Annotated in this window: 18 protein-coding genes; 10 read left to right on the top strand and 8 right to left on the bottom strand. The window is 59.9% G+C overall.

Features of this window, described 5'->3' with window-relative positions; all coding sequences use genetic code 11:
• The 3 genes from topA to ACIPL2_RS05250 all read left to right on the top strand — a co-directional run.
• Positions 1-2,273: type I DNA topoisomerase (gene topA, locus ACIPL2_RS05260; protein ID WP_401353662.1), on the top strand; the 2,273-nt coding region annotated here is incomplete at its 5' end.
• Between the two features lie 257 nt (positions 2,274-2,530).
• The gene (locus tag ACIPL2_RS05255; RefSeq protein ID WP_401353660.1) at positions 2,531-3,055 is read left to right on the top strand and encodes a DUF6586 family protein; all 525 of its coding nucleotides are present in this window, start codon (positions 2,531-2,533) and stop codon (positions 3,053-3,055) included.
• 155 nt (positions 3,056-3,210) lie between these two features.
• Positions 3,211-3,444: a hypothetical protein gene (locus ACIPL2_RS05250; protein WP_401353658.1), complete on the top strand. Its 234-nt coding sequence runs from the start codon at positions 3,211-3,213 to the stop codon at positions 3,442-3,444.
• 94 nt (positions 3,445-3,538) lie between these two features.
• Here ACIPL2_RS05250 and sulA read toward each other — a convergent pair whose 3' ends face one another.
• Both sulA and lexA read right to left on the bottom strand, forming a co-directional pair.
• The gene (gene sulA, locus ACIPL2_RS05245) at positions 3,539-4,012 is read right to left on the bottom strand and encodes an SOS-induced cell division inhibitor SulA (protein ID WP_401353656.1); all 474 of its coding nucleotides are present in this window, start codon (positions 4,010-4,012) and stop codon (positions 3,539-3,541) included.
• A 10-nt stretch (positions 4,013-4,022) separates the two neighbouring features.
• Positions 4,023-4,631 (bottom strand): transcriptional repressor LexA, encoded by a 609-nt coding sequence (gene lexA, locus ACIPL2_RS05240; RefSeq protein WP_401353654.1) that lies wholly within the window; start codon positions 4,629-4,631, stop codon positions 4,023-4,025.
• A gap of 229 nt (positions 4,632-4,860) precedes the next feature.
• Between lexA and ACIPL2_RS05235 the strand changes: the two genes are divergently transcribed.
• The 4 genes from ACIPL2_RS05235 (at position 4,861) to ACIPL2_RS05220 (ending at position 10,848) form a co-directional block, all read left to right on the top strand.
• Positions 4,861-5,568 (top strand): TetR/AcrR family transcriptional regulator, encoded by a 708-nt coding sequence (locus ACIPL2_RS05235; RefSeq protein WP_401353652.1) that lies wholly within the window; start codon positions 4,861-4,863, stop codon positions 5,566-5,568.
• Between the two features lie 158 nt (positions 5,569-5,726).
• A complete protein-coding gene (gene nagZ, locus ACIPL2_RS05230) occupies positions 5,727-6,737 on the top strand; it encodes a beta-N-acetylhexosaminidase (RefSeq protein WP_401353650.1) in 1,011 nt (336 codons plus the stop codon).
• A 12-nt stretch (positions 6,738-6,749) separates the two neighbouring features.
• Positions 6,750-7,487, top strand: a complete 738-nt coding sequence (locus tag ACIPL2_RS05225) for an S-methyl-5'-thioinosine phosphorylase (RefSeq protein WP_401353648.1) — start codon at positions 6,750-6,752, stop codon at positions 7,485-7,487.
• Between the two features lie 67 nt (positions 7,488-7,554).
• Positions 7,555-10,848, top strand: a complete 3,294-nt coding sequence (locus tag ACIPL2_RS05220; protein ID WP_401353646.1) for an SNF2-related protein — start codon at positions 7,555-7,557, stop codon at positions 10,846-10,848.
• 123 nt (positions 10,849-10,971) lie between these two features.
• On the opposite strand, the gene ACIPL2_RS05215 is transcribed toward ACIPL2_RS05220, so the two are convergent.
• From ACIPL2_RS05215 to mfd, 3 genes are read right to left on the bottom strand one after another with little or no spacing between them, the layout of a single operon-like run.
• Positions 10,972-13,662, bottom strand: a complete 2,691-nt coding sequence (locus ACIPL2_RS05215; protein WP_401353644.1) for a DEAD/DEAH box helicase — start codon at positions 13,660-13,662, stop codon at positions 10,972-10,974.
• Positions 13,663-13,673: 11 nt separating this feature from the next.
• On the bottom strand, positions 13,674-14,240 hold the full coding sequence (locus tag ACIPL2_RS05210) for a CsiV family protein (protein WP_401353643.1): 567 nt from the start codon (positions 14,238-14,240) through the stop codon (positions 13,674-13,676).
• Positions 14,241-14,250: 10 nt separating this feature from the next.
• Positions 14,251-17,700 (bottom strand): transcription-repair coupling factor, encoded by a 3,450-nt coding sequence (mfd, locus tag ACIPL2_RS05205; protein WP_401353641.1) that lies wholly within the window; start codon positions 17,698-17,700, stop codon positions 14,251-14,253.
• Between the two features lie 362 nt (positions 17,701-18,062).
• Between mfd and ACIPL2_RS05200 the strand changes: the two genes are divergently transcribed.
• On the top strand, positions 18,063-19,526 hold the full coding sequence (locus ACIPL2_RS05200) for a glyceraldehyde-3-phosphate dehydrogenase (RefSeq protein ID WP_401353639.1): 1,464 nt from the start codon (positions 18,063-18,065) through the stop codon (positions 19,524-19,526).
• 174 nt (positions 19,527-19,700) lie between these two features.
• Here ACIPL2_RS05200 and ACIPL2_RS05195 read toward each other — a convergent pair whose 3' ends face one another.
• Complete coding sequence (locus ACIPL2_RS05195; RefSeq protein ID WP_401353637.1) at positions 19,701-20,999, bottom strand: MFS transporter; 1,299 nt, start codon at positions 20,997-20,999, stop codon at positions 19,701-19,703.
• A 187-nt stretch (positions 21,000-21,186) separates the two neighbouring features.
• Here ACIPL2_RS05195 and ACIPL2_RS05190 point away from each other — a divergent pair, with 187 nt between their 5' ends.
• Together ACIPL2_RS05190 and sthA are read left to right on the top strand one after the other, a co-directional pair.
• Positions 21,187-22,173 carry an FAD:protein FMN transferase gene (locus ACIPL2_RS05190; RefSeq protein WP_401353635.1) on the top strand — a complete coding sequence of 329 codons (987 nt, stop codon included), beginning with the start codon at positions 21,187-21,189 and terminating at the stop codon, positions 22,171-22,173.
• 207 nt (positions 22,174-22,380) lie between these two features.
• Positions 22,381-23,775: a Si-specific NAD(P)(+) transhydrogenase gene (gene sthA, locus ACIPL2_RS05185; protein ID WP_401353633.1), complete on the top strand. Its 1,395-nt coding sequence runs from the start codon at positions 22,381-22,383 to the stop codon at positions 23,773-23,775.
• Positions 23,776-23,817: 42 nt separating this feature from the next.
• On the opposite strand, the gene ACIPL2_RS05180 is transcribed toward sthA, so the two are convergent.
• Positions 23,818-24,540 (bottom strand): glycerophosphodiester phosphodiesterase, encoded by a 723-nt coding sequence (locus tag ACIPL2_RS05180; protein WP_401353631.1) that lies wholly within the window; start codon positions 24,538-24,540, stop codon positions 23,818-23,820.
• Positions 24,541-24,554: 14 nt separating this feature from the next.
• Entirely contained in the window at positions 24,555-25,136 is a 582-nt protein-coding gene (locus ACIPL2_RS05175; protein ID WP_401353629.1) for a PilZ domain-containing protein, read from the bottom strand.
• Positions 25,137-25,186 lie beyond the last annotated feature (50 nt).

Genomic DNA, 25,186 nt, shown 5'->3' with positions numbered 1-25,186 from the left:
TGGATCGCGAGGGGGAAGCCATTGCCTGGCACCTGCGCGAAGCCATCGGTGGTGACGACAGCCGCTACAAGCGCGTGGTGTTCAACGAAATCACCAAGAAGGCGATTCAGGAAGCCTTCTCCAAGCCCGGCGAACTGGACATCGACCGTGTCAACGCCCAGCAGGCGCGTCGCTTCCTCGACCGCGTGGTGGGTTACATGGTTTCGCCGCTGCTGTGGGCCAAGGTCGCTCGCGGCCTGTCCGCCGGTCGCGTGCAATCGGTCGCCGTGAAGCTGGTGGTCGAGCGTGAGCGTGAAATCCGCGCGTTCAACCCCGAAGAGTACTGGGAAGTCCACGCCGACCTCGGCACCGCCAAGGGCGCCACCGTGCGCTTCGACGTGGCCCGTGAGAAAGGCGAAGCCTTTAAGCCGCTCAACGAAGCCCAGGCCATGGCCGCGCTGGAGAAGCTCAAGGCTTCCAGCTACAGCATTGTCAAGCGCGAAGACAAGCCGACCAGCAGCAAGCCATCGGCGCCGTTCATTACGTCCACCCTGCAACAGGCCGCGAGTAACCGCCTGGGCTTCGGTGTGAAGAAAACCATGATGATGGCCCAGCGTTTGTACGAAGCCGGCTACATCACCTATATGCGTACCGACTCCACCAACCTTTCGGTTGATGCCGTAACGATGGCGCGTACGTATATTGAAGGCGAGTTCGGCAAGAAGTACCTGCCGGAAAACCCGAACGTCTACAGCAGCAAGGAAGGCGCACAAGAGGCTCACGAAGCGATTCGTCCGTCCGACGCCAACACCGAGCCAAGCAAGCTGTCGGGCATGGAGCGTGATGCTGAGCGGCTCTACGAGCTGATCTGGCGCCAGTTCCTCGCCTGCCAGATGCTGCCGGCGCAATACCTGTCGACCACGGTCACCGTCGGTGCCGGCGACTTCGAGCTGCGCGCCAAGGGCCGCATCCTCAAGTTCGACGGTTACACCCGCGTGATGCCGCAGATCGCCAAGCCGGGTGATGACGACGTGCTGCCAGACATGGCCCAGGGCGACGCGATGAAGCTGATCAAGCTTGATCCGACCCAGCACTTCACCAAGCCGCCTGCGCGTTACTCGGAAGCGAGCCTGGTTAAAGAAATGGAAAAACGCGGCATCGGTCGTCCTTCGACCTACGCGGCGATCATTTCGACCATCCAGGACCGTGGCTACGTAGCGCTGCATAACCGTCGTTTCTATTCGGAAAAGATGGGTGACATCGTTACCGAGCGCCTGGCTGAAAGCTTCTCGAACCTCATGGACTATGGCTTCACCGCCGGCATGGAAGAGAACCTCGATGACGTGGCCCAGGGCGAACGCGACTGGAAAAACGTGCTCGACGAGTTCTACGGCGACTTCAAGAAGAAACTCGAAGTGGCCGAAAGCGCCGAAGGCGGCATGCGTGCCAACCAGCCGGTGATGACTGACATTCCGTGCGTGGTGTGCGGTCGTCCGATGCAGATCCGTACCGCATCGACGGGCGTGTTCCTCGGTTGCTCGGGCTACAGCCTGCCACCGAAAGAACGCTGCAAGGCCACCGTCAACCTGGTGCCTGGCGACGAAATTGCCGCGGATGATGAGGGTGAATCGGAATCCCTGGTTCTGCGTGGCAAGCACCGTTGCCCGATCTGCAGCACGGCGATGGACGCTTACCTGCTCGACGAGAAGCGCAAGCTGCACATCTGCGGTAACAACCCGGATTGCGACGGCTACGAAATCGAAGAGGGCACCTATCGCATCAAGGGCTACGAAGGTCCGAGCCTGGAGTGCGACAAGTGTGGCAGTGAGATGCAGCTCAAGACCGGCCGTTTCGGCAAGTTCTTCGGTTGCACCAACGCGACCTGCAAGAACACCCGCAAACTGCTGAAAAGCGGTGACGCGGCGCCGCCGAAGATGGACCCAGTGAAGATGCCTGAGCTGAAATGCGAAAAGGTCAACGACACCTACATCCTGCGCGACGGTGCATCCGGCCTGTTCCTGGCGGCGAGTCAATTCCCGAAAAACCGCGAGACCCGTGCTCCGCTGGTGATCGAGATCGTGCCGCACAAGGATGAGATCGATCCGAAGTACCATTTCCTCTGCGAAGCGCCGAAGAAAGACCCGGACGGCTTGCCAGCAGTGATCCGCTACAGCCGCAAGACCAAAGAGCAGTACGTACAGACTGAAGTCGACGGTAAGCCGACTGGCTGGAAGGCGTACTACGACGGCGGCAAGTGGACGGTTGAAGACAAGCGTCCAGCCGCCAAGGCGTAAAAAGGCGCTGAATGCAAAAGGCCGCATGACAATCCTCGGGTTTTCATGCGGCCTTTTTGTTTCGCCCCCGTAGGAGCGAGCTCGCTCGCGATGGTCGTTAACGAAAACGCGTGCTTTCTGGATATACGCAGCGCTCTGTGGTCCATCGTGAGCTCGCTCCTACCGGGGCACGTAGACAGTGCTTGCGATAGGCAGAGCTGATCCGCGACACTGTCCGACCTGCGTGAAGCAATTATTTCGTTGTGGAGGCTGCCGTCATGGCCCACGAACTCTATACCCGTACCAACCAGAAGATTTATTTCGCCGGCCTGTCGCTGGAAGCACTCGCCAAGGCCGAAGAAGGGCGGGCGATGAATTCCCTGGCGCTGATTCAGGCTGGGCGCGAATCGGCGTTGTTTCACCTGTACGGTGCGCTGCTGGGGCTGTGCCATGAAATCGCCGGCTTCTATCGACTGCCACAGGCCAATGCGCCTCGGGCCGAGATGCTGTTGACCCGCGAAGTGCTGGAAACCATCGCCATTCCTGAAATGGCAGAAATGGTCGAGTTGGCCAACAATTCCGAAACCTGGCTGGCCAAGCTGCTGGCGGCCCACGCGGCGCTGTTTCAACCACCTCGGGCACCGCACAAACCCAAGGGCGACGTGACGCAGCCACTGATCCTGGCGGTCAACCTGGATGAGGAAGAGGCGTCTCAGGAGCTGAGCCGTGAAGAGCTGGAGAGCTGGCGTCAAAACCTCAAAGGCCTGGCGATTCGGTTTCGCGAAGGGTTGAACGAGTGCTAAAGGATTGAGTGTTTTGTTGGATGGCACGGAAGGCTGTCCATTGCAGAGAAGAGTGCTGTCGGACACTTCTCTTCTTGATGACATCTGGTCAAGATCCTGAGCGAACCCTGACTGATGCCTATATAATCCCCGCCTTTCGTGGAGAACAAACCTTTATGCCAACGTCCTTTCTAGAAATTGTCGAGTTGCCAGACGGCCGAATTGAGCTGCGCAGGGCTGAGGACGAGGGTTCTCTGGTTACTTTGGATTTCTCCGAGGATGCCAAAGTGTTCCTGCAAGGTCAGCACGTGGAAGTCGCCAAGGCGATGTTGAGCGTCGGCGTTCAGATGGCCGGACGTCTGGTTGAAGGTGATTTCAATACAGATGAGGCCGCGCGGGTCCTACATTGATTCCCGCCCGTCGGTTTCTTGCGAGACCATTACAGATCGGCTTCTCTGTCCTTGGAGAAGCCTCGCGCTGTTCGCCGCGCGCCTTGTTTCTCAGTTAGCCCAATCGAATATTCAAACTTTGTGCATCCCCGGTCCGGGCGGCGCTGATCAGCTGTTGCCGTGAGGTGGTGTTCAACGGGTTGAGCCAGCTCACGACTGTGTGGCTGCGGCCGAGGCGAAGCGCTTCGCAAGTCAGTTGCTGAGCGCTCTGAGTGCCACGTGGTTGCAGCAACAGGATGCGTTCGCGATTCAGGCCGGCATCACGCAACCAGGCCTGGGTCAGGCTGGCGGGCGGGGCGATCAACGTCAGCCAGCGTGCGTCCTGATCCTGGCTCAGTTCCCTGAGGATGGGTGCCAGAAGGTTCAGGCAGTTCCCGGCCGCACCACGCAGCGACAGCTCGCTGAAGACTTCCGGTTCGGCGCTCCAGGGCGACTCGACCACGTCTTTCAGAATCGGCGCCAGCGGCTGCACCATGAACGCCTCGAACAACGGCAGTTGGGCTTGCTGTGGTGTGTGTGGGAACTGCATAAAGCCTCCTTTAGCGGCGAATGACGCCAACACTCAAGCCTTCGATCACCAGTTCCTGATCTTTCAGGTTGACTTCGATAGGTGCGAACTCAGGGTTTTCGGCCAGCAACCAGACTTTGCTGCCGTCGCGCTTGAAGCGCTTGACGGTGACTTCGTCGCCGATCCGTGCCACCACGATCTGGCCATTGCGGGCTTCGCGGGTGGTATGGACTGCCAACAGGTCGCCGTCGAAGATGCCCACGTCCTTCATGCTCATGCCGTGGACCCGAAGTAGGTAGTCGGCGCGAGGATGGAAGAACGAAGGGTTGATGTTGCAAGACTCTTCGATGTGCTGTTGGGCGAGAATAGGTGCACCGGCAGCCACTCGGCCAATGATCGGCAGGGTGGACTCATCGGCCTTGGCTTCAAAGCCCGGGATGCGAATGCCGCGGGAGGCGCCAGGCGTCATCTCGATCGCACCCTTGCGGGCCAGCGCCTTGAGGTGTTCTTCCGCCGCGTTGGGCGACTTGAAGCCCAGTTCCTGAGCGATTTCCGCACGGGTCGGCGGGTAGCCGTTGTCTTCTAGGCAGCGTTTGATGAAGGCCAGAATCTCTGCTTGGCGTGGCGTCAGCTTTAGCATATTGATCGCTCTGTCTTTTTATACAGTGACTGGGATTATATACAGTGAAACGGTCTTGGCAATGCTCCTTTTTTTACCGACCGCCAGACGGTCGATGAGCCTGCTTATTAATGCTTCGCTGATGTATGGTTAAATAGCTGACCGACCATTCCCAAAACGAACCGCCAGGCTTGACAAGGCCTGGGCTGAAACGTATGTTTCAAACAAGTGTTTGTCAGGCGGAGTAGCCATGGCCCAGTCGGAAACCGTTGAACGCATTCTCGATGCTGCCGAGCAGTTGTTCGCGGAAAAAGGTTTCGCCGAAACCTCGTTGCGTCTGATCACCAGCAAGGCTGGTGTCAATCTGGCGGCGGTGAACTATCACTTCGGCTCGAAGAAAGCGCTGATTCAAGCGGTGTTCTCGCGTTTTCTCGGACCGTTCTGCTTGAGTCTCGATAAAGAGCTGGAGCGGCGTCAAGCCAAGCCAGAGAACAAGCCGTCTCTCGAAGAGTTGCTGGAAATACTCGTCGAGCAGGCCCTGGTGGTGCAGCCACGCAGCGGTAACGATCTGTCCATTTTCATGCGTTTGCTGGGTCTGGCCTTCAGTCAGAGCCAGGGACACTTGCGTCGGTATCTGGAAGACATGTACGGCAAGGTGTTCCGCCGCTACATGATGCTGGTCAACGAAGCCGCGCCGCGCATTCCGCCGATTGAACTGTTCTGGCGTGTGCACTTCATGCTTGGCGCTGCTGCATTCAGCATGTCCGGGATCAAGGCCTTGCGCGCGATTGCCGAGACCGACTTCGGTGTGAACACCTCGATCGAGCAAGTGATGCGTCTGATGGTGCCATTCCTGGCCGCCGGCATGCGTGCTGAAAGCGGCGTCACCGACACCGCCATGGCCACCGCGCAACTGCGTCCGCGCAGCAAATCGACACAGGTTGCCGCCAAGGTTTAACCGCGCACGGGTGGGCGCAGCAGCTTACATCCGCTAAGCTAGCCGCCCATGCCGACTCTCGTTCTGAACCCGCTTCCGCTCAATTTCGCCGACCTGCCGGGCACAGCCCATGGCGGCGAATTTGTGCGAGTCGGGTTTATCATTATCAAGGAATCTCTATGACTGCTGGCCTGCAAGGCTCGTTGATGGTGGACGTCGCCGGTACCTGGCTGACGGCTGAAGATCGCCAACTGTTGCGTCAACCCGAAGTGGGTGGCCTGATCATTTTTGCCCGTAACATCGAGCACCCGCGCCAAGTGCGCGAGTTGAGCGCCGCAATCCGTGCCGTTCGTCCTGACCTGCTGCTGGCCGTTGACCAGGAGGGCGGTCGGGTCCAGCGTCTGCGTCACGGTTTCGTGCGACTGCCGGCCATGCGCGCCATTGCCGACAACCCGAATGCCGATTACCTGGCCGAACAATGCGGCTGGATCATGGCGACTGAAGTCCTCGCGGTCGGCCTCGACCTGAGTTTCGCCCCGGTGCTTGATCTGGATTACCAACGCAGCGCCGTGGTTGGCACCCGCTCGTTCGAAGGCGACCCCGAGCGCGCAGCGCTGCTGGCCGGTGCCTTCATTCGCGGCATGAACAGCGCCGGCATGGCCGCCACCGGCAAACACTTCCCCGGTCACGGCTGGGCCGAGGCGGATTCCCACGTCGCGATTCCAAACGATGAGCGCAGCCTCGACGAGATCCGCGCCAACGACCTGGTGCCGTTCGCCAAGTTGAGCAAGCAACTGGCCGCTGTCATGCCGGCCCACGTCATTTATCCACAGGTTGATTCCCAGCCCGCCGGTTTCTCCCGTCGTTGGTTGCAGGACATCCTGCGCGGCGAGTTGCAATTCGATGGCGTGATCTTCAGCGATGACCTGTCGATGGCCGGCGCTCATGTGGTCGGTGATGCCGCCAGCCGTATCGAAGCCGCGCTAACCGCCGGCTGCGACATGGGCCTGGTGTGCAATGACCGTGCAGCCGCAGAATTGGCCCTGAGCGCTGCCCAACGTTTGAAGGTCAAGCCGTCGCCGCGTATTGCACGGATGCGTGGGCAATCGTTCGCCGGCACCGAATACCGTCAAGACCCGCGCTGGCTCGCGGCTGTCGGCGCGCTCAAAGAAGCTCAACTGATCGACTGAGGACGTTTCGCCATGACGGTTTACGCGATTATCGGTGGCACCGGCCTGACTCAACTCCAGGGCTTGAGCATTCGTCAGTCATTGGCCGTGGATACCCCGTACGGCGCGCCCTCGGCCGAGGTACAGATCGGCGAATTCGCCGGCAAAGAAGTGCTGTTCCTCGCGCGTCATGGCCATCCTCACCGTTTTCCGCCGCATCAGGTCAACTACCGCGCCAACCTCTGGGCGCTGAAACAGGCCGGGGCCGAAGCGATTCTTGCGGTCAACGCCGTGGGTGGGATTCATGCGGCAATGGGGACCGGGCATTTCTGCGTACCGCATCAATTGATTGATTACACCAGCGGTCGTGAACACACCTATTTCGCCGATGACCTGGAACAGGTGACCCACATCGATTTCAGCTACCCCTACAGCGAGCCGCTGCGTCAGCAGTTAATCGCCGCGTTGGCGGCTGAAGGGGTTGGCTACAGCGGGCAGGGCGTGTACGCCTGCACCCAAGGGCCGAGGCTGGAAACTGCCGCTGAAATCGCCAGGCTGGAGCGTGACGGCTGCGACATCGTCGGCATGACCGGGATGCCGGAAGCGGCGCTGGCCCGTGAGCTGGACCTGGATTACGCCTGTCTGGCACTGGTTCTGAACCCGGCGGCGGGCAAGTCCGCGTCGGTGATCACCATGGCCGAGATCGAGCAGGCGCTGCGGGACGGGATGGGGAAAGTCCAATCGACGTTGGCACGGGTGTTGGCGGGTTGAACATCAACGTTCAGGTGGTGTGTCTGGCCGCTTCACGATTCATTTGGTTTTAAGCGGCGTTGATCCCATGACGACAATAATTGAGCAACTTCATGCGCTACCTTGGGCAAAGGTGTTCAGTCATCGCGCTCTGGAAAAAGCTCGCGATTATGCGGATGAGGATCGGATAGAGATCGAACAATTCGATGACGTGATGGTGGTCGCCACCTGTATCGGCTCCGAGGCGCAGGCATACGAGCAAGTCATTGAGCTCACTGTAGACAACCGTGGGCCACGGCTCCGCTGCACGTGTACTTGCCCTGTCATGTTCAATTGCAAGCATTGCGCCGCGGTCATCTATTACCTGCAGGATAATCCCATTGAAACGCCTGGAAATGCCGTCCAGGTTCACCTGAATAGTGAATTGGAGCGCTGGCTCGACGGTATTCCTTCTGCTGGCAATTCCCCTGGAGAGTCGGCGCAGGGCACAGGCACATGCCTGGTGTACAAGCTCAAGGCAACGCCAGCTGCCGGGAAATGGACACTGGAAATTTTCAAGGCCCGGCAACTCAAGAGTGGTGGCTTGCAAGACATCAAGTCGATGTATTCCATGGGGGACATACTGATACGTCAACCCGGATACCTGACTGAACTGGATCTTCGAATCGCCCGGTTGCTGGTTGCCGTTCACTCCCACCACGCGTATTACAGCGGCTATCCGTTACAAGGCAGTAGTGGGGCCGAGCTCCTCGAGATGCTGTTGAGAACCTCGCGGCTGTTCCTTGATCTGGAACAGTTGCAACCCCTGACGCCAGGCATGAAGAGAACAGGTCAGTTCGCCTGGGCCGAACAAGCCAACGGCAGTTTTCGTCCTCAATGGGGCAGCGATGAAGCCCCAGTGGAAACCATCCTGGCCCTGGAGCCGCTGTACTATCTCGATCGCGAGCGGTTGCAAGTCGGACTGCTGTTTAGCGAGCTGGATGAAAAACTGGCCTGTCACTTGTCGTTGGCCCCCGATATCCCAGCGGGTCAGGCGCTGCAGTTCAGTCAACGGATGAGTGCCGCGACCCGGGTAGTGCCGTCGCCGCACACCCTGACAGAGCGGGTCATTGAGGATGTTTTTCCTCAGGCGCACCTGACCCTCGCCAGCGGCAAGCGTTACATCCGTTGGCGATACGAGCCAGAGCACCGTGCTGCATTCGTGTTTACCTACAACGGGCATCCAACGGTGGACAGGAATCCGGAAGTGTTGATCCTTTCGGGTACTGAAACCCAGCGTATCCAGCGTAACCCCGTCGCCGAAAAGACTTTGCGCCAAGCCCTGCAAAAACACGGTTTTAAAAAGGCCTCGCGCAAAAGCAGCCTGGATCGTCCAGGCGAAATGTTAACCCTGCCGGATGACGCGGCCTGGCTTGCCTTTGTGCAGGATGGGGTCCCGGTGCTGCGAAAGAAAAATTGGCTGATCGATATCAGCGATAACTTTCACTTCAACTTGCAGCCCGTAGAGGAGTGGTATGCAGAAGTCGAAGAAGAGTCGGCACACCAGTGGTTCGATCTGCAACTGGGTATCGTCGTCAACGGTGAGCGTCACAGCCTGCTGCCCATCTTGCTGCATTTGCTGCGCAGCCAGCCACAGCTGATGGACCCCGCAAGCCTGGCCCAGCGCAACGATGATGAACACGTGTTGATCGAGCTCGGCGGTGGGCGATTAGGTCCCGGTACCGGCACGAAAGTCGCGCTGCCCTATGGCCGGATCAAACCGTTGATGGCCACGCTGGGCGAGTTGTACCTGGGGGCCCACGAGGGTGACTCCTTGCGTTTGAGTGCTCCGGATGCGGCGCGGCTGAGTGCACTGGACGGTGTGCCTCTGGTCTGGCAGGGCGGTGAGCGACTGCGCCGTTTCGCGAATCGCTTGCGTGAGTCGACTCATGTGCAGGTGCTGGCGCCCGAGGGTCTGAAGGCGACGCTGCGACCGTATCAGCTCGAAGGGTTGAACTGGATGCAGACCCTTCGCGAGCTGGAGGTCGGCGGCATCCTTGGCGACGACATGGGCCTGGGGAAAACGTTGCAAACCCTGGCTCACTTGCTGACGGAAAAACAGGCCGGGCGGCTTGATCGTCCGGCACTTGCCGTGATGCCCACCAGCCTGATCCCGAACTGGCTCGACGAATCACTGCGTTTTACCCCGCAGTTGAAGGTGTTGGCGCTTCATGGCGCCGCGCGGCAAAAAGACTTTGCCAGCCTTGCCGACTACGACTTGGTGTTGACCACCTACGCGTTGCTACCGCGAGACCTGGAGGTGTTGCAGCCTCAAGCCTGGAGTGTGTTGATTCTCGATGAGGCGCAAAACATCAAGAACCCACTTAGCAAAGCCGCTCAGGCCGCCCGAGATCTACAGGCCCGGCAACGATTGTGTCTGTCCGGCACACCGCTGGAAAACCACCTCGGCGAACTGTGGTCACAGTTTCACTTTTTGCTGCCCGGTTGGCTTGGCGACAGCAAGACCTTCAATCGCGATTACCGCACACCGATCGAGAAGCACGGTAATGCCGAGAGGATGCAACATCTGACTGCCCGGATAAAACCCTTTCTGCTGCGTCGCAAAAAAGATCAGGTGGCAACCGAATTGCCGCCGAAAACCGAGATTGTGCATTGGGTGGAACTCAGTGAAGGGCAACGGGATGTGTATGAAACCGTGCGCGTGGCCATGGACAAGAAGGTCCGTGATGAAATTGCCCGCAGCGGTGTTGGACGCAGTCAAATCATTATCCTGGATGCGCTGCTCAAGCTGCGTCAGGTGTGCTGCGATCTGCGGTTGGTCAAGGCGCCGCTGACTGCAAAGGCCCTTCGTTCGGGTAGTGGAAAACTGCTCAGCCTGATGGAGATGCTGGAGGAGTTGCTCAGCGAAGGTCGCAAGGTTTTGCTGTTTTCGCAGTTCACTTCGATGCTCGCCTTGATCGAGGAAGAGTTGCAGCAACGGGGCCTCGGCTACTCATTGCTGACCGGTGAAACAACGGATCGACGCACCCCGGTCAAGGATTTCCAGAGCGGCAACGTGCCGTTGTTTCTGATTAGTTTGAAGGCCGGCGGCACAGGCTTGAACCTGACCGCGGCCGACACGGTCATTCATTTCGATCCCTGGTGGAACCCGGCGGTCGAAAATCAGGCGACCGACCGTGCCTACCGGATCGGGCAAAACAAACCGGTGTTCGTCTACAAGCTGATTGCCCGAGGCACGGTGGAAGAGAAAATACAGGCGCTGCAGCAGGAGAAGGCTGCATTGGCCGGGGCGGTGCTGGAAGGCGGAACGACGGGCGGCTGGAAGCTTGAGCAAGGTGATATTGAGGCGTTGTTTGCGCCGCTGCCTGAGCCCAAGTCCTGATAGTGCGTTTCTTCAGTGGTGGCCTCTTCGCGGGCAAGCCTCGCTCCTACAGGGTTCGTGGTCGACTCAAACCTGTAGGAGCGAGGCTTGCCCGCGAAAGCGATCTGCCCAACACCGCAAACCTCAGCGCTTCTCCAGCTTATCCGGCAACGGCGCAAACAGCGCTTCAATATCATCGCTCTGCAACTTCCAGTCCCCGGCCGAGCGTCCATCCAGTACGCCTGCCGCCAGGTCGGACTTTTCCTTCTGCAGGTGCTGAATCTTCTCTTCCACCGTGCCCCGGGCAATCATCTTGTAGACGAACACCGGTTTCTCCTGACCGATGCGATACGCGCGGTCGGTTGCCTGGTTTTCCGTCGCCGGGTTCCACCACGGATCATAGTGAATCACCGTGTCGGCTTCGGTCAGGTTCAGCCCCACACCACCCGCCTTCAGGCTGATCAAAAAGATCTGACGCTTGCCGCTCTGGAAGTCCTTCACCGGCGCGCGCCGGTCGCGGGTCTGCCCGGTCAACAAGGCGTATTCAACCCCGCGTTTTTTCAGTTCGGCTTCGATCAGCGCCAGCATTGAGGTGAACTGCGAGAACAGCAGAATCCGCCGACCTTCTTCGAACAATTCCTCAAGCATTTCCATCAGGCTGTCGAGCTTGCCCGAGGTGCTGCCGCGAGTGGGCAGTGCGGCGTCGTTGACCAGACGCAAATCGCAGCACACCTGGCGCAGCTTCAGCAGCGCTTCAAGAATGATGATCTGACTGCGTGCCACGCCTTTGCGGGTGATCTCGTCGCGGACTTTCTTGTCCATGGCCAGGCGCATGGTTTCGTACACATCGCGCTGGGCTTCGTTGAGCTCGACCCAATGGATGATCTCGGTTTTCGGTGGCAACTCGGTGGCCACTTGTTCCTTGGTGCGACGCAACAGGAACGGTTTGATCCGACCGTTGAGGTGCTGAAGCCTTACTTCACTGGCGCGCTTTTCAATCGGGACGCGGTAATCGCGGTTGAAGCTTTTGATGTCGCCGAGCCAGCCGGGCAGCAGGAAGTGAAACAGCGACCATAGCTCGCCCAAGTGGTTTTCCAATGGGGTGCCACTCAGGCACAGGCGCTGGCGAGCGTTTAACTCGCGGGCCGCCTGGGCGGCCTTGCTGTTCGGATTCTTGATGTACTGCGCTTCATCCAGCACCAGCACGTGCAGCGGCTGGGCGGCCAGGCGTTCGACGTCTTTGGGCAGCAGCGCGTAGGTGGTCAGGATCAGGTCGTAATCGGCCAGGTGCTCAAAGTGTTTCTTGCGGCTGGCACCGTACAGCGCCAGCACGTTGAGTTGCGGCGTGAAGTGCGCCGCTTCGTCGAGCCAGTTCGGGATCAGGCTGGTGGGCATCACCACCATGCACGGCCGGTCCAGGCGTCCGGCGTTTTTCTCACTGAGAATGTGCGCCAGGGTTTGTAGGGTTTTGCCCAGGCCCATGTCGTCCGCAAGGATTCCGCCGACTTCCAGTTGCCGCAGCGACTGCATCCAGCTCAGGCCTTCCAGCTGATACGGACGCAAAGTCGCGTTCAAACCTTCCGGTGCAGTGGCGGTGAAATCCTTGATGTCGCGCAAACGCTGGGCGAAAGTGCGGATCTGCTCGCCACCTTCCCAGAGCAGCGGCAGGTCTTCCAGCGGATTCAGCCGCGTGGCGTCGGCCTTGCTCAGGCGCAGCGTGGTTTCGCCGGGCCCTTGCAGATAGAACTCGCCGAGGGTCGCCAGCACCGGTTTCAAGCGCCCGAAGGGCAGGGCGACCTGCAGCGGCCCGTACTCGGAGTTCGGACGGTTGGGGATGTTCACCAGAATCAGCTCGTCGTCGCGCCGGCGGGCGAGGCGTTCCGGGTTGAGGATTTCGGTGTGGGAGCGCATCAGGTTCAACAGGATCGGCAACAGGCTCAGCCGCTCACCGTTGACGATGATCCCCAGCTCCAGATCGAACCAGTCACGCTCCGGCGCCTGTTCGACAGTGGCGTACCAGTCGTCGACAGCGGTCAGGTCGAAACCGAAATCCTCGTCGATCTGCAACTCCCAGCCCTGGGTGCGCAGCTTCGGCAGCTCGTTGAGAGTGAAGGTCAGCCAGGCACTGTCGTTGACCATCTCGAAGAGTTCGCCGGCACTTTCCGGCAAGGCCTTGCTCTGCCGGGTGGCGACCTTGAAGCCGAGGATTCTTAGCTGTTCCCTGTAGGCCTGTTCGATTTCCGGGTGGCGTTTTATCCGCAGCGTCTGGGCTTCCTGACGAATCAGGATGTCGGCGTTCTTCTGCCCGGAAACGTATTCGTCCAGATAGCTGAAGGACAGCGCCGCGCGATGCTGGATGTAACGCTGCATCTTGCCGTTGCGCGGTTCGAAGGCGCTGAACTCGATGCTCGCCAGCCACAGGCGCGGCACCGGTTGCACGTTATCCACCAGCACTTGCGGCGGCGCTTTCGGGCTACGGTTTTCCAGCACCGCCGAGAGCTTTTCCAGCAGTTCGGCGTCTTGTGCGGCGGCGGGGTAGGCCAGGGTTTCCTGGACTTTCAGCAAAACGGCTGCGCAATGCTTGCAGTTGTTATGGACCGGGCAAGTGCAGGTGGCGTCGATCATCAGCAACGTGGCTTTCGCTGACTCGCGCAGGCGAATGGTCTGACGGTAAACGTTACCGCCAGAGCCTTCACACGCCGCGATGATCGTTGCGTCGCCCGCCTCGACAATCCTGACGCGGTTTTCCAGCGCATAGCGGCGGCCACGCTCCAGGCTCTGTTCCTTGAATCGGCTGACCCAGGAAGGTGCAAGGGGTTTGCTCAGGGTCGGCATAAGGACTTCAATCAGTCCGGAATTTCATCGGGGACTGGCCGAGGCGCAGGGGCGGTGAGCGAGGTGATCTTGATCAGCAGGCCGAGGTGGCCGTTGTCGAGGAAGTTCAGCTGGCCGTTCTTGGTGTGGCTTTCCTGCTTCATGCGCTCGCTGGCGGTCACCATGCCATTGGCATCGATCTGATTGACCCAGAAATCCGCATCGACGTCGGTGAAACGCCCCAGTTTCAGGCTCAGCGTGCCCTCGATCGGGAACTGGCCGAACTGTTCCGCACCGTCGCTGATCGCCACTTTGCTGGCTTCTTCACCGAGGTTCTGCTTCCAGGCTTTGTGCAGCAACACCGTGTATTCATTGCTGGCGGTGAGTTTTTCTACTTCGCCATTGAGGCTTGGTGTGAGCAAGCTGTCGGGGCTGACGGGCTGCGCGCCGGCAGCCCAGTCCTCCGGTGCAGCCCGGCTGACGATGGCGGGCACGGCGTTTTGGCGGACCAGAATCATTTCAACCTGATACAGATCATCGGCAAACGCCGTCGGTGCAAACAGGGTGATCAACAAGGTCAGTGAGCGAAACAGGCGCATGCGGCGTCCTTCAAGCAGTTTTCGGAATGAGGCGCTCGAACAGCGCCTCTACAGTATTAAAGCGCTCTTCCGGGCGCTCCATCGGCACCTGGAATTTAAACATCGTGGCGCCTTCGAATTTGTAGCGTTTGGGCTGGCTCTGGATCAGTTTGATCAGGGTCAGCGGGTCGACCGGCGTTTGCGTGGCGAACTCGATCCGACCGCCTTGCGGGCCACCGTCGACTTTCTTGATGCCCAGCAACTCGGCCTGCAATTTCAGCGCCGTGATGCGCATCAGGTTCTTGGTCGGCTCCGGTAGCAGGCCGAAACGGTCGATCATCTCCACTTGCAGGTCCTTGAGACCTTCCTCATCGGTGGCCGAGGCGATGCGTTTGTAGAGGATCAGTCGAGCATGAACGTCCGGCAGGTAGTCTTCGGGAATCAACGCCGGTACCCGCAGATTGACTTCCGGACCGCCGCCCAGAGGTTGGTCGAGGTTCGGTTGTTCGCCCTTGCGGATCGACTTCACGGCGCGCTCGAGCATTTCCATGTACAGCGTGAAGCCGACCGCCTGGATCTGCCCGCTCTGACCGTCGCCGAGCAATTCGCCTGCGCCACGGATTTCCAGGTCGTTGGTGGCAAGCACGAAGCCCGCGCCAAGGTCCTGGGTGTTGGCGATCGCCTCCAGACGCTTTTCCGCGTCCGGGGTGATTTGCTGGCGCGGCGGCGTCAACAGGTAAGCGTACGCCTGGTGGTGGCTGCGACCGACGCGACCGCGCAACTGGTGCAACTGCGCCAGGCCGAACTTGTCGGCACGCTCGATGATGATGGTGTTGGCGCTCGGCACGTCGATGCCGGTCTCGATAATGGTCGAGGCGATCAGCACGTTGAAGCGCTTGTGGTAGAAATCGCTCATGACCTGTTCGAGATCGCGTTCGCGCATCTGCCCGTGGCCAATACCGATCCGCGCTTCCGGTACCAGTTCGGCGAGGTCGGCGGCGCATTTCTCGATGGTCTTCACGTCGTTGTGCAGGTAGTAGACCTGGCCGCCACGCAGCAGCTCACGGAGCAAGGCTTCTTTGACCGTGCTCTTGTTCTGCTCCATGACGAAGGTGCGCACCGACAGGCGACGCGCCGGTGGCGTGGCGATGATCGACAAGTCGCGCATGCCCGACACCGCCATGTTCAGCGTGCGCGGAATCGGCGTGGCAGTCAGGGTGAGGATGTCGACTTCACTGCGCAGGGCTTTGAGCTGTTCCTTCTGGCGGACACCGAAACGGTGCTCTTCGTCGATGATCACCAGCCCGAGGTTTTTGATTTTGACGTCGTCCTGCAGCAGCTTGTGCGTGCCGATAACGATGTCGATCTTGCCTTCGGCGAGGTCCGCGACCGCGGCGTTGACTTCCTTGGTCGACTTGAAGCGGCTCATCACTTCCACGCTCACCGGCCAGTCGGCGAAGCGGTCGCGGAAGCTGTTGTAGTGTTGCTGGGCGAGCAGGGTGGTCGGCACCAGAATCGCCACCTGACGACCGCCGTGCACCGCAATGAACGCTGCGCGCATCGCCACCTCGGTCTTGCCGAAACCGACGTCGCCGCAGACCAGGCGGTCCATCGGTTTCGGCGCGAGCATGTCGGCGCGCACCGCTTCGATGGTGGTTTGCTGGTCCGGGGTTTCTTCGAACGGGAAGCCGGCGCTGAAGGCTGCGTAATCGGCTTTCGGGTCGGCGAAGGCATAACCCTCGCGGGCGGCACGACGCGCATAGATGTCGAGCAATTCGGCGGCGACGTCGCGCACCTGTTCGGCGGCTTTGCGTTTGGCTTTCTGCCAGGTCTCGGAACCGAGACGATGCAGCGGGGCCAGCGCATCGTCGCTGCCGGTGTAACGGGCGATCAGGTGCAGGTTGGCCACCGGCACGTAAAGCTTGGCGTTCTCGGCGTATTCAAGGGCGAGGAATTCAGCCGCCTGGTTGTCGATTTCCAGCGTGGCGAGGCCCAGATAGCGACCGACACCGTGATCGATGTGCACCACCGGCGCGCCTTCGCGCAACTCGGTGAGGTTCTTGATCACCGCATCGTTGTTGGCGTCGGCGCGTTTCTCGCGGCGACGACGCTGCATCACGCGCTGGCCGAACAATGGGCTTTCAGCCACCAGCGCCAGTGCCGGGTCGTCGAGCACCAGGCCTTCGTCGAGCGGGGCGATGGTGATCGCCAGGCGCTCCTTGCTCGCGACAAAATCCGGCCAGCTGTCGACGGTTTTCGGTCGCAGCTTCAGGCGCTCCAGCAGTTCCAGCAGCACTTCACGACGGCCTGCAGACTCGGCGGTAAACAGTACGCGGCCAGGGAACTCATCGAGGAAGCCGGCCAGCGCCGCCAACGGTTGGGTGGCCTTGGCTTCGATGGCCAGGTTCGGCAGTTCCCGAGCGGGGAAGCGCTCGCGGCCGACACCGGTGTCCACGTCCTGTTGACTGGCGACCACGCGCGGCCAGTTCTTCAGGCGCGCGAAGCAATCCTCCACCGGCAGGAACAATTCGGCCGGTGGCAATAAAGGACGGGAGGGGTCGACGCGGCGCTCTTCATAACGATTGCGCACGTCGTTCCAGAAGTTCTCTGCCGCTTGTTCGATGCCCGGCAGGGAGAACACTTGCGTGTCCTGGGGCAGGTAGTCGAACAGCGTGGAGGTTTCATCGAAGAACAGCGGCAAGTAATACTCGATACCGGCCGGTGTAATCCCGCTGCTCAGATCCTGGAAGATCGGGCAGCGACGGAAGTCGACATCGAAACGCTCACGGAAGCGCGCCTTGAAGCGCGTGACCGCGTCCTTTTGCAGCGGAAACTCTCGCGCTGGCAGGAGGCGAACGGTTTCGACCTTGTCGATGGAGCGCTGGTTTTCCGGATCGAAGGTACGAAGCGTCTCGATTTCGTCGTCGAACAGGTCGATTCGGAAAGGCAGTTTGCTGCCCATCGGGAACAGATCGATCAGCGAGCCGCGTACGGTAAATTCGCCGTGCTCGTACACCGTGTCGACGTAGCGATAGCCGCTGGCTTCAAGCCGGGTGCGCATTTGCTCGACGTCGAGCTTCTGGCCGATGTCCAGCACCAGGCTGCTGCCGAGCAGGAATTTGGTCGGCGCCAGGCGATGCAAGGCGGTCGTGATCGGCACGACCAGTACGCCATGGCTCAGCTCCGGCAACCGATACAGGGCCGAGATGCGCTGGGAAATGATGTCCTGGTGTGGCGAAAACAGGTCGTAGGGCAGGGTTTCCCAGTCCGGGAAATGCAGCACCGGCAAATCCGGGGCGAAGAAACTCAGCTCCTGTTCCAGCCGTTCGGCACTTTGGCTGTCGGCGGTCAGCAGCAGGGTAAAGCGCTTGGCAGCGCTGGCAGCCTCGGCAATGGCCAGGCTGAGGGCGGCACCGGGCAGGTTGCCCCAGTGCTGTTTACCTGCCGCGGCAGGGAGAAGCGGTAGACGCAGAACGGGCACGGAAGGTTGAGCTCCAAGCGTTGCGACAAAGTCGGTAATTGTAGCGGCCTCAGGTGCCGGCTGTCAGTTGCAGATATGTCTATTACGCGGGTTGGGCAAAATGTAGTGGTAAAGACAAAATTCGGCCGTTTTTTAGTGAAAATTGGCAATTATGTAGTGGCAAAGTTAACCAGTGTTACGGATGGTTACGGACAAGGCAGCGCTACCTCCAAAAATTTGACTGCGCTGAAAGGCCCGGTTTTACTGGGCTTCAGCGCAGCGTAAGTTTTTTGAACAGGAAATTGTTACTGCTCGCACGACAGGCGCGCATTGCTACGAGAGGCACTCGGCGGCATAATGTAGCCCCTTTTTTCTGCCCCTACATGTGGAAGGTTCCCGTGACTCAGAAGCCCGACCAGTGTCTTGGTGAATGGATCGACCGTGAAGCACTCGCAGAAGCGATGATTCCGCTAATCGGTCAGCTCTACCGCAACAACAACGTGGTGAGCTCGATCTATGGCCGCAGCCTGATCAATCGTTCAGTCATTGCGATTCTCAAAGCTCACCGCTTTGCTCGTCATCGCCAGTCCGATGACAGCGAACTGTCCGTCCACGAAACATTCCCGCTGCTCAAAGCCATGAGCGAACTCAAGCTCGGCGCCGCTTCGGTAGACCTGGGCAAGCTGGCGGTCAAATTCAAGACCGAAGGCAATGGTCGCTCCGTCGAGCAGTTCGTTCGCGAAGAACTGGCTGACGTGGTTGGCCAACAAAACGTTTCCGCACGCAAAGGCACCGACGTTGTTCTGTACGGCTTCGGTCGTATCGGCCGTCTGCTGGCGCGCATCCTGATCGAGAAAACCGGTGGTGGCGACGGCCTGCGTCTGCGCGCCATCGTTGTCCGCAAGGGCGCCGAGAACGACCTGGTCAAACGTGCCAGCCTGTTGCGTCGTGACTCGGTTCATGGTCCGTTCGATGGCACCATCACCATTGATGAAGCCAACAACACCATCACCGCCAACGGCAACCTGATCCAGGTTATCTACGCGAAAAACCCGACTGAAGTGGACTACACCCAGTACGGCATCAAAGACGCACTGCTGGTGGACAACACCGGTGTCTGGCGTGACGCCGACGGCCTGGGCCAACACTTGGCTTGCCCGGGGATCGACCGCGTTGTTCTGACCGCACCTGGCAAAGGCAAGCTGAAGAACATCGTTCACGGCATCAACCACGGCGACATCACCGCTGACGACAAGATCGTTTCCGCGGCGTCCTGCACCACCAACGCCATCGTGCCGGTGCTGAAGGCCGTCAACGACAAGTTCGGCATCATCAACGGTCACGTTGAAACGGTTCACTCGTACACCAACGACCAGAACCTGATCGACAACTTCCACAAAGGCGATCGCCGTGGTCGTAGCGCCGCGCTGAACATGGTGATCACCGAGACCGGTGCTGCCACTGCTGCTGCCAAGGCGCTGCCTGAACTGGCTGGCAAGCTGACCGGTAACGCGATCCGCGTTCCGACGCCAAACGTGTCGATGGCCATTCTCAACCTGAACCTTGAGAAAGCCACCACTCGCGAAGAGATCAACGAGTACCTGCGCCAAATGGCCATGCACTCCGATCTGCACAAGCAAATCGACTACGTCAATTCGCAGGAAGTGGTTTCCACCGACTTCGTTGGCTCGCGCCACGCAGGCGTGGTGGACGCTGAAGCGACCATCACCCAAGACAACCGCGTTGTTCTGTACGTTTGGTACGACAACGAGTTCGGTTACAGCTGCCAGGTGGTTCGCGTGATGGAAGACATGGCCGGTGTAAACCCGCCATCGTTCCCGCGCTAAGCGTTAGTTAGCTGCACACGAAAACGCCCCGACTTTGGTCGGGGCGTTTTTGTTTGTGTGGTTTGTCAGTTGCGAGTGTGGTGGCTGGGCGGGCCTCTTCGCGGGCGAGCCTCGCTCCTACAGGTTGTATGCGATTTCAATGTAGGAGCGAGGCTTGCCCGCGAAGGCGATCGATCAGGCGCCGCCAACCACCGCTGCCTGCGCAGTCCGCAATTGATGCCGATTGCCCCGGAACAACACCAGCGTCGCAATCAACCCCAGCACCGCCGCGCCACTGAGCCAGATCCCCGGCGCAGCCTTGTTGTCCAGCACATGAATCAGGTACGTACAAGCCGCCGGCGTAAACCCACCGAAGGTTGCCGTCGCCAGGCTGTAGGCCAACGAGAAACCGGTCGTCCGAACCTCCACCGGCATGATCTCGGTCAGCGCCACGACCATGGCGCCGTTGTACGAGCCATACAGGAACGACAGCCACAGCTCGACAATCAGCAAATGGCTGAAGCTCGGGTTCGCCACCAGCCATGACAGGGCAGGGTAGGCGGTGAAGATGGCCAGAATGGTCGCCGCCAGCAGTAAGGGTTTACGCCCAATTTTGTCGGAAAATGCGCCCATCACCGGCAGCCAGAAGAAGTTCGACAAGCCAATGCACACCGTCACCAGCAACGCATCCAGATCCGACAGGTGCAACTCGGCTTTGCCGAAGGTCGGGGTGTAAGCGGTGATCAGGTAGAACGACACGGTGGTCATCACCACCAGCGCCATGCCGGCGATGACGATGCCAAAGTTCTGCCCGATCGAACGAACGATTTCCCGCAGGGTAGGGCGATGTTTGCGCGCCTGGAATTCCGGTGTTTCTTCCAGCGACCGACGAATCACGAAGATCACCGGCACGATCATGCAGCCGATCAGGAACGGCACGCGCCAGCCCCAGTCACCCATTTGTTCCGGGCTGAGCCAGTGGTTCAAACCCACACCCAGCAGGCCGGCGAACACCACCGCGGCTTGCTGGCTGGCAGACTGCCAACTGACAAAGAAGCCTTTGCGGCCCGGCGTGGAGATTTCCGCCAGGTACACCGACACCCCGCCCAATTCCACCCCGGCCGAGAAACCTTGCAGCAGTCGACCGAACAGCACGATCAGCGGCGCGGCCACGCCCAAGGTGGCGTAACCCGGCACACAGGCAATCAACACCGTACCGGCCGCCATCATCGCCAGGGTGATGATCAGGCCTTTGCGACGGCCGTGACGGTCGATGTAGGCGCCGAGGAAAATCGCCCCCAACGGGCGCATCAGGAAGCCGGCACCGAAGGTGGCCAAAGACAACATCAAGGAAGCGAAAGCGCTGTCGGCCGGGAAGAAGGTTTTGGCAATGGCCGTGGCGTAAAAGCCGTAGACCATAAAGTCGAACATCTCGAGAAAATTGCCGCTGACAACGCGAAAAATCGCTTTGCCTTTGCTCGTGTTGGAGGACATGTGTAGATACTCACGCTGGTAAATCTTGTTTGAAACGCTGCACCTGTGGGAGCGAGCCCACAGGGTTTGCGTCTTGCTGACGGGCGCTGGGCAGACCTCGCTCCCAGGCGCTCTGAGGCCCATAATGGCGGGCGCGGTTTTGAGGGGAGATGAAGATTTGTTAACTGGACGGTGGTCTGGGGTTGTGATGCTGGCCGGCGTTCTGTCCGGTTGTGGCAACGGCGATCGTCTGGAACGCTTCGACGGCCCGACCATGGGCAGTCGTTATTCCATTCAATACGTAAGGCATTCCTCCACGCCCGGGCCGAAAGCGGTGCAGGCCGAGGTCGAAAAGATCCTCGCAGACGTCGATCAACAAATGTCGACCTACCGCAGCGACTCGGACATCGAGCGCTTCAACGATCTCCCCGCCAATCGCTGTCAGAAAATGCCCGCGTCGATCCTCAAACTGGTCCGCGTCGCTGAGCAGTTGTCGGAACAAAGCGCAGGTTCCTACGACCTGACCGTGGAACCGCTGCTCAATCTCTGGGGTTTTGGCCCGCAGGCCCGTGAGGAAAAAGTGCCCACTGCCCAGGCCCTCGCCGAAGTGCGGCAGCGAGTCGGTTACCAGCACTTGCACATTGATCGCGATCAGTTGTGCAAGGACGCCGCCGTCGAAGTCGACTTCAACAGCATCGCCGCCGGTTACGCAGTCGACACGATTGCCGCCAGGCTGGAAGAGCTGGGCATCCATAATTACCTCGCCGAAGCCACCGGTGAACTCAAGGCGGCTGGCAAGAAGCTCGACGGCTCGCCCTGGCGCATCGCTTTGGAGGAACCCCGTGATGATCAGCAAGTGGCCGAACGCGTGATCGCTGTCGACGGCTACGGCGTGTCGACGTCCGGTGACTACCGCAATTATTTCGTACAGGACGGTCGGCGTTATTCCCACACCTTCGATGCCCGCACCGGTGCACCGGTCGCACACACCCTGGCGTCAGTCACGGTGATTAATCCTTCGGCGTTGATGGCCGATGGCTTATCGACGCTGTTGCTGATTCTCGGCCCGGAGCGTGGTTGGGACTACGCAGAAAAACACGACATTGGTGCATTCTTTGTGATTCGTGCCGATACAGGTTTCGTCACACGAACCACGCAGGCTTTTGAGCGCTTGAGTGGCGGAAAAACCGAGTGATCTCGGCGATCCCGGCATTGAAGACTGGCGTTGTAGTGCAGGCAAAACTAGCCTACGACGCGACCAAGGGTTAATGTGCGCGGCGTTGACGCTTCTATAGACTGTGTCCGGGTTCTGCACTGGCCCCAAATTGTTCCTTCACGCCACAGATCGGCGTGATTTAGCCGCAGGTGCCGATGGCGCCGCGGCCTGTTCTGAGGAGTACGCATGGCTGTCTACAACTACGACGTGGTGGTGCTGGGTTCCGGCCCGGCGGGAGAAGGCGCGGCAATGAACGCCGCCAAAGCAGGGCGCAAGGTGGCGATGGTCGATAGCCGTCGCCAGGTCGGCGGCAACTGCACCCACTTGGGTACCATCCCGTCCAAGGCACTGCGTCACTCTGTCCGGCAGATCATGCAGTTCAACACCAACCCGATGTTCCGGGCCATTGGTGAGCCGCGCTGGTTCTCGTTTCCGGACGTGTTGAAAAGCGCCGAGAAAGTCATTTCCAAACAAGTCGCCTCGCGCACCGGCTACTACGCCCGTAACCGCGTCGACGTGTTCTTCGGCACCGGCAGCTTCGCCGACGAGCAAACCATCGAAGTGGTCTGCGCCAACGGCGTGGTCGAAAAACTGGTGGCCAAGCACATCATCATCGCCACCGGTTCGCGCCCGTATCGCCCGGCGGACATCGATTTCCATCACCCGCGTATCTACGATAGCGACACCATCCTCAGCCTCGGCCACACCCCGCGCAAACTCATCGTTTACGGGGCTGGCGTGATCGGTTGCGAATACGCGTCGATCTTCAGTGGCCTGGGTGTACTGGTTGAGCTGGTCGACAACCGTGGTCAGTTGCTGAGCTTCCTCGACTCGGAAATTTCCCAGGCGTTGAGTTACCACTTCAGCAACAACAACATCACGGTTCGCCACAACGAAGAGTACGACCGCGTCGAAGGCGTGGACAACGGCGTGATCCTGCACCTCAAGTCCGGCAAGAAGATCAAGGCCGATGCCTTGCTCTGGTGCAACGGCCGTACCGGCAACACCGATCAGCTGGGTCTGGAAAACATCGGCGTGAAGGTCAACAGCCGTGGCCAGATCGAAGTCGACGAAGCCTACCGCACCTGCGTACCGAACATTTACGGTGCCGGTGACGTGATCGGCTGGCCGAGCCTGGCCAGTGCCGCGCACGACCAGGGCCGTTCGGCCGCTGGCAGCATCGTCGATAACAACAGCTGGCGCTTTGTGAATGATGTGCCGACCGGCATCTACACCATTCCGGAAATCAGCTCGATCGGCAAGAACGAGCAAGAGCTGACTCAGGCCAAGGTGCCGTACGAAGTGGGCAAGGCGTTCTTCAAGAGCATGGCGCGTGCACAGATCGCCGGCGAGCCGCAGGGCATGCTGAAGATCCTGTTCCACCGCGAGACGCTGGAAGTGCTGGGCGTTCACTGCTTCGGTTATCAGGCGTCGGAGATCGTGCACATCGGTCAGGCGATCATGAGTCAGCCGGGCGAACTGAACACCCTGAAGTACTTCGTCAACACGACGTTCAACTACCCGACCATGGCTGAAGCCTATCGGGTAGCGGCGTACGATGGCCTCAACCGGCTTTTTTGAGCGGCTCCGGCCGGTGGCCTGAGCCGGCCGGGGAGACCGATTTCAGCAATTCTCGAGCGTGGCGCTGGCCAAACCGGGAAAGTCTGTAATCAGGCTGTCAACGCCGAAGTCGGCGAGTCTGCGCATCAGCGCGGGCTCGTTGACTGTCCACACCGACACATGCAGCCCCTGACGCTGCGCCTTCTGCAGGCGTTCCGGCGTACACAGGGTCCAGTTCAGCGCCAGAATCTCACAGCCATAGCTTTGCGCGACTTTCAACGGGTCGAGCCAGGCGTACTCGGCCACCAATCCACGAGACACGTCCGGCACCAGGTCCTGCGCGGCTTTCAAGACTTCCCGCGAGCTCGAGGTGATTGTCACCTTGTCGAGCAGGCCGAAACGCTGAGCCATTTCGCGGATCGCCAGCACGGTGGTGACGGCGCGCGTGCGTGAAGCGCTTTTGACTTCGAGCTGCCAGTGCTCGAAATCGCATTTCTCAAACAGTTCTTCCAGCGTTGGAATCGGGCACGGCTTGATCCAGCCCGGGCCGCCCTTGCGCGCGTCGTAGGTCACCAGCTCCTTGGCGGTGTGCTCGACGACTTTGCCGCGCCGGTCGGTGGTGCGCTTGAGTGTCGAGTCATGGATGACCATCAACTCGTTGTCCATGGACAGGTGCAGGTCCAGCTCGCAGCGCCGCACGCCATGCTTGAGGCATTGCTGAAAGCTGGTCAGGGTGTTTTCCGGTGCTTCGCCTTTGGCGCCGCGATGGCCGTAGATGAGGGTCACGGTTCTTCCTTAAATTAAATGCCTGATTCGATGTGTTCGCGGGCCAGGCGTCGTTCCTGGGCCTGCTTCTGCAAGATGTAGCGGGCCAGCAACTGGCGTTGCGCATCGGTCGGGTGCATAAACTCGGTGCCGATGTCATAACCGCCGCCCTTGCGGTCGCAATGGGTGACACGGGCCCGCAGCAGCAGCCCGAGGGCTTGCGGCATCAGCACCAGTTTGACCGAGAGGTGCGCGCCGGCGGCAATCGGGGTCGGATGCTGAAAGTCGATGCCCCCTTCGGAAATGATCACCGGCTGTGGTTCGCCGATCTGCCCGAGCACGGTGATGGCGATCACCTGGCTGAGTAAATCGATGCGTTTATTCTGGGATTTCAGGAAGGCCGCGAGGTTGCGGTCGCGCTCGCTGATCTGGCGCAGCAGGTGTTGCGACTCGAATTCGCTCAGGTGCAGTTCGCTGAGCAAGTTGAAGAGTGGGGAAGCATCCTGCAACACTTCCTGGCCTGCGGCTTCGGGAGCAGACAGGGGCCGAATTTCCAGTGCGATCGAATCCTCGATACGGTAGTATTCGCGGCGATCTTCTTCATCTAATGTCGACATGGCGAACCCATGGTAGCGGCGGTGGTCTGAGTGTAAAGCTGGTTACCGAC

The sequence above is a fragment of the Pseudomonas sp. NPDC086251 genome (assembly GCF_044746405.1).
GTDB lineage: Bacteria > Pseudomonadota > Gammaproteobacteria > Pseudomonadales > Pseudomonadaceae > Aquipseudomonas.
Note: the sequence above shows the minus strand (reverse complement) of the source record. Positions and strands in the feature narration are given on the sequence as shown.

What these genes read in the sequence shown, in the direction of transcription:
- ACIPL2_RS05220 (WP_401353646.1), top strand. Translation starts at nt 7,555, where the DNA reads ATGACGACAATAATTGAGCAACTTCATGCGCTACCTTGGGCAAAGGTG.
- ACIPL2_RS05250 (WP_401353658.1), top strand. Translation starts at nt 3,211, where the DNA reads ATGCCAACGTCCTTTCTAGAAATTGTCGAGTTGCCAGACGGCCGAATT.
- ACIPL2_RS05190 (WP_401353635.1), top strand. Translation starts at nt 21,187, where the DNA reads ATGCTGGCCGGCGTTCTGTCCGGTTGTGGCAACGGCGATCGTCTGGAA.
- nagZ (WP_401353650.1), top strand. Translation starts at nt 5,727, where the DNA reads ATGACTGCTGGCCTGCAAGGCTCGTTGATGGTGGACGTCGCCGGTACC.
- ACIPL2_RS05210 (WP_401353643.1), bottom strand. Translation starts at nt 14,240, where the DNA reads ATGCGCCTGTTTCGCTCACTGACCTTGTTGATCACCCTGTTTGCACCG.
- ACIPL2_RS05195 (WP_401353637.1), bottom strand. Translation starts at nt 20,999, where the DNA reads ATGTCCTCCAACACGAGCAAAGGCAAAGCGATTTTTCGCGTTGTCAGC.
- ACIPL2_RS05200 (WP_401353639.1), top strand. Translation starts at nt 18,063, where the DNA reads ATGTGGAAGGTTCCCGTGACTCAGAAGCCCGACCAGTGTCTTGGTGAA.
- ACIPL2_RS05235 (WP_401353652.1), top strand. Translation starts at nt 4,861, where the DNA reads ATGGCCCAGTCGGAAACCGTTGAACGCATTCTCGATGCTGCCGAGCAG.
- ACIPL2_RS05255 (WP_401353660.1), top strand. Translation starts at nt 2,531, where the DNA reads ATGGCCCACGAACTCTATACCCGTACCAACCAGAAGATTTATTTCGCC.
- ACIPL2_RS05215 (WP_401353644.1), bottom strand. Translation starts at nt 13,662, where the DNA reads ATGCCGACCCTGAGCAAACCCCTTGCACCTTCCTGGGTCAGCCGATTC.
- sthA (WP_401353633.1), top strand. Translation starts at nt 22,381, where the DNA reads ATGGCTGTCTACAACTACGACGTGGTGGTGCTGGGTTCCGGCCCGGCG.
- lexA (WP_401353654.1), bottom strand. Translation starts at nt 4,631, where the DNA reads ATGCTAAAGCTGACGCCACGCCAAGCAGAGATTCTGGCCTTCATCAAA.
- ACIPL2_RS05175 (WP_401353629.1), bottom strand. Translation starts at nt 25,136, where the DNA reads ATGTCGACATTAGATGAAGAAGATCGCCGCGAATACTACCGTATCGAG.
- sulA (WP_401353656.1), bottom strand. Translation starts at nt 4,012, where the DNA reads ATGCAGTTCCCACACACACCACAGCAAGCCCAACTGCCGTTGTTCGAG.
- ACIPL2_RS05225 (WP_401353648.1), top strand. Translation starts at nt 6,750, where the DNA reads ATGACGGTTTACGCGATTATCGGTGGCACCGGCCTGACTCAACTCCAG.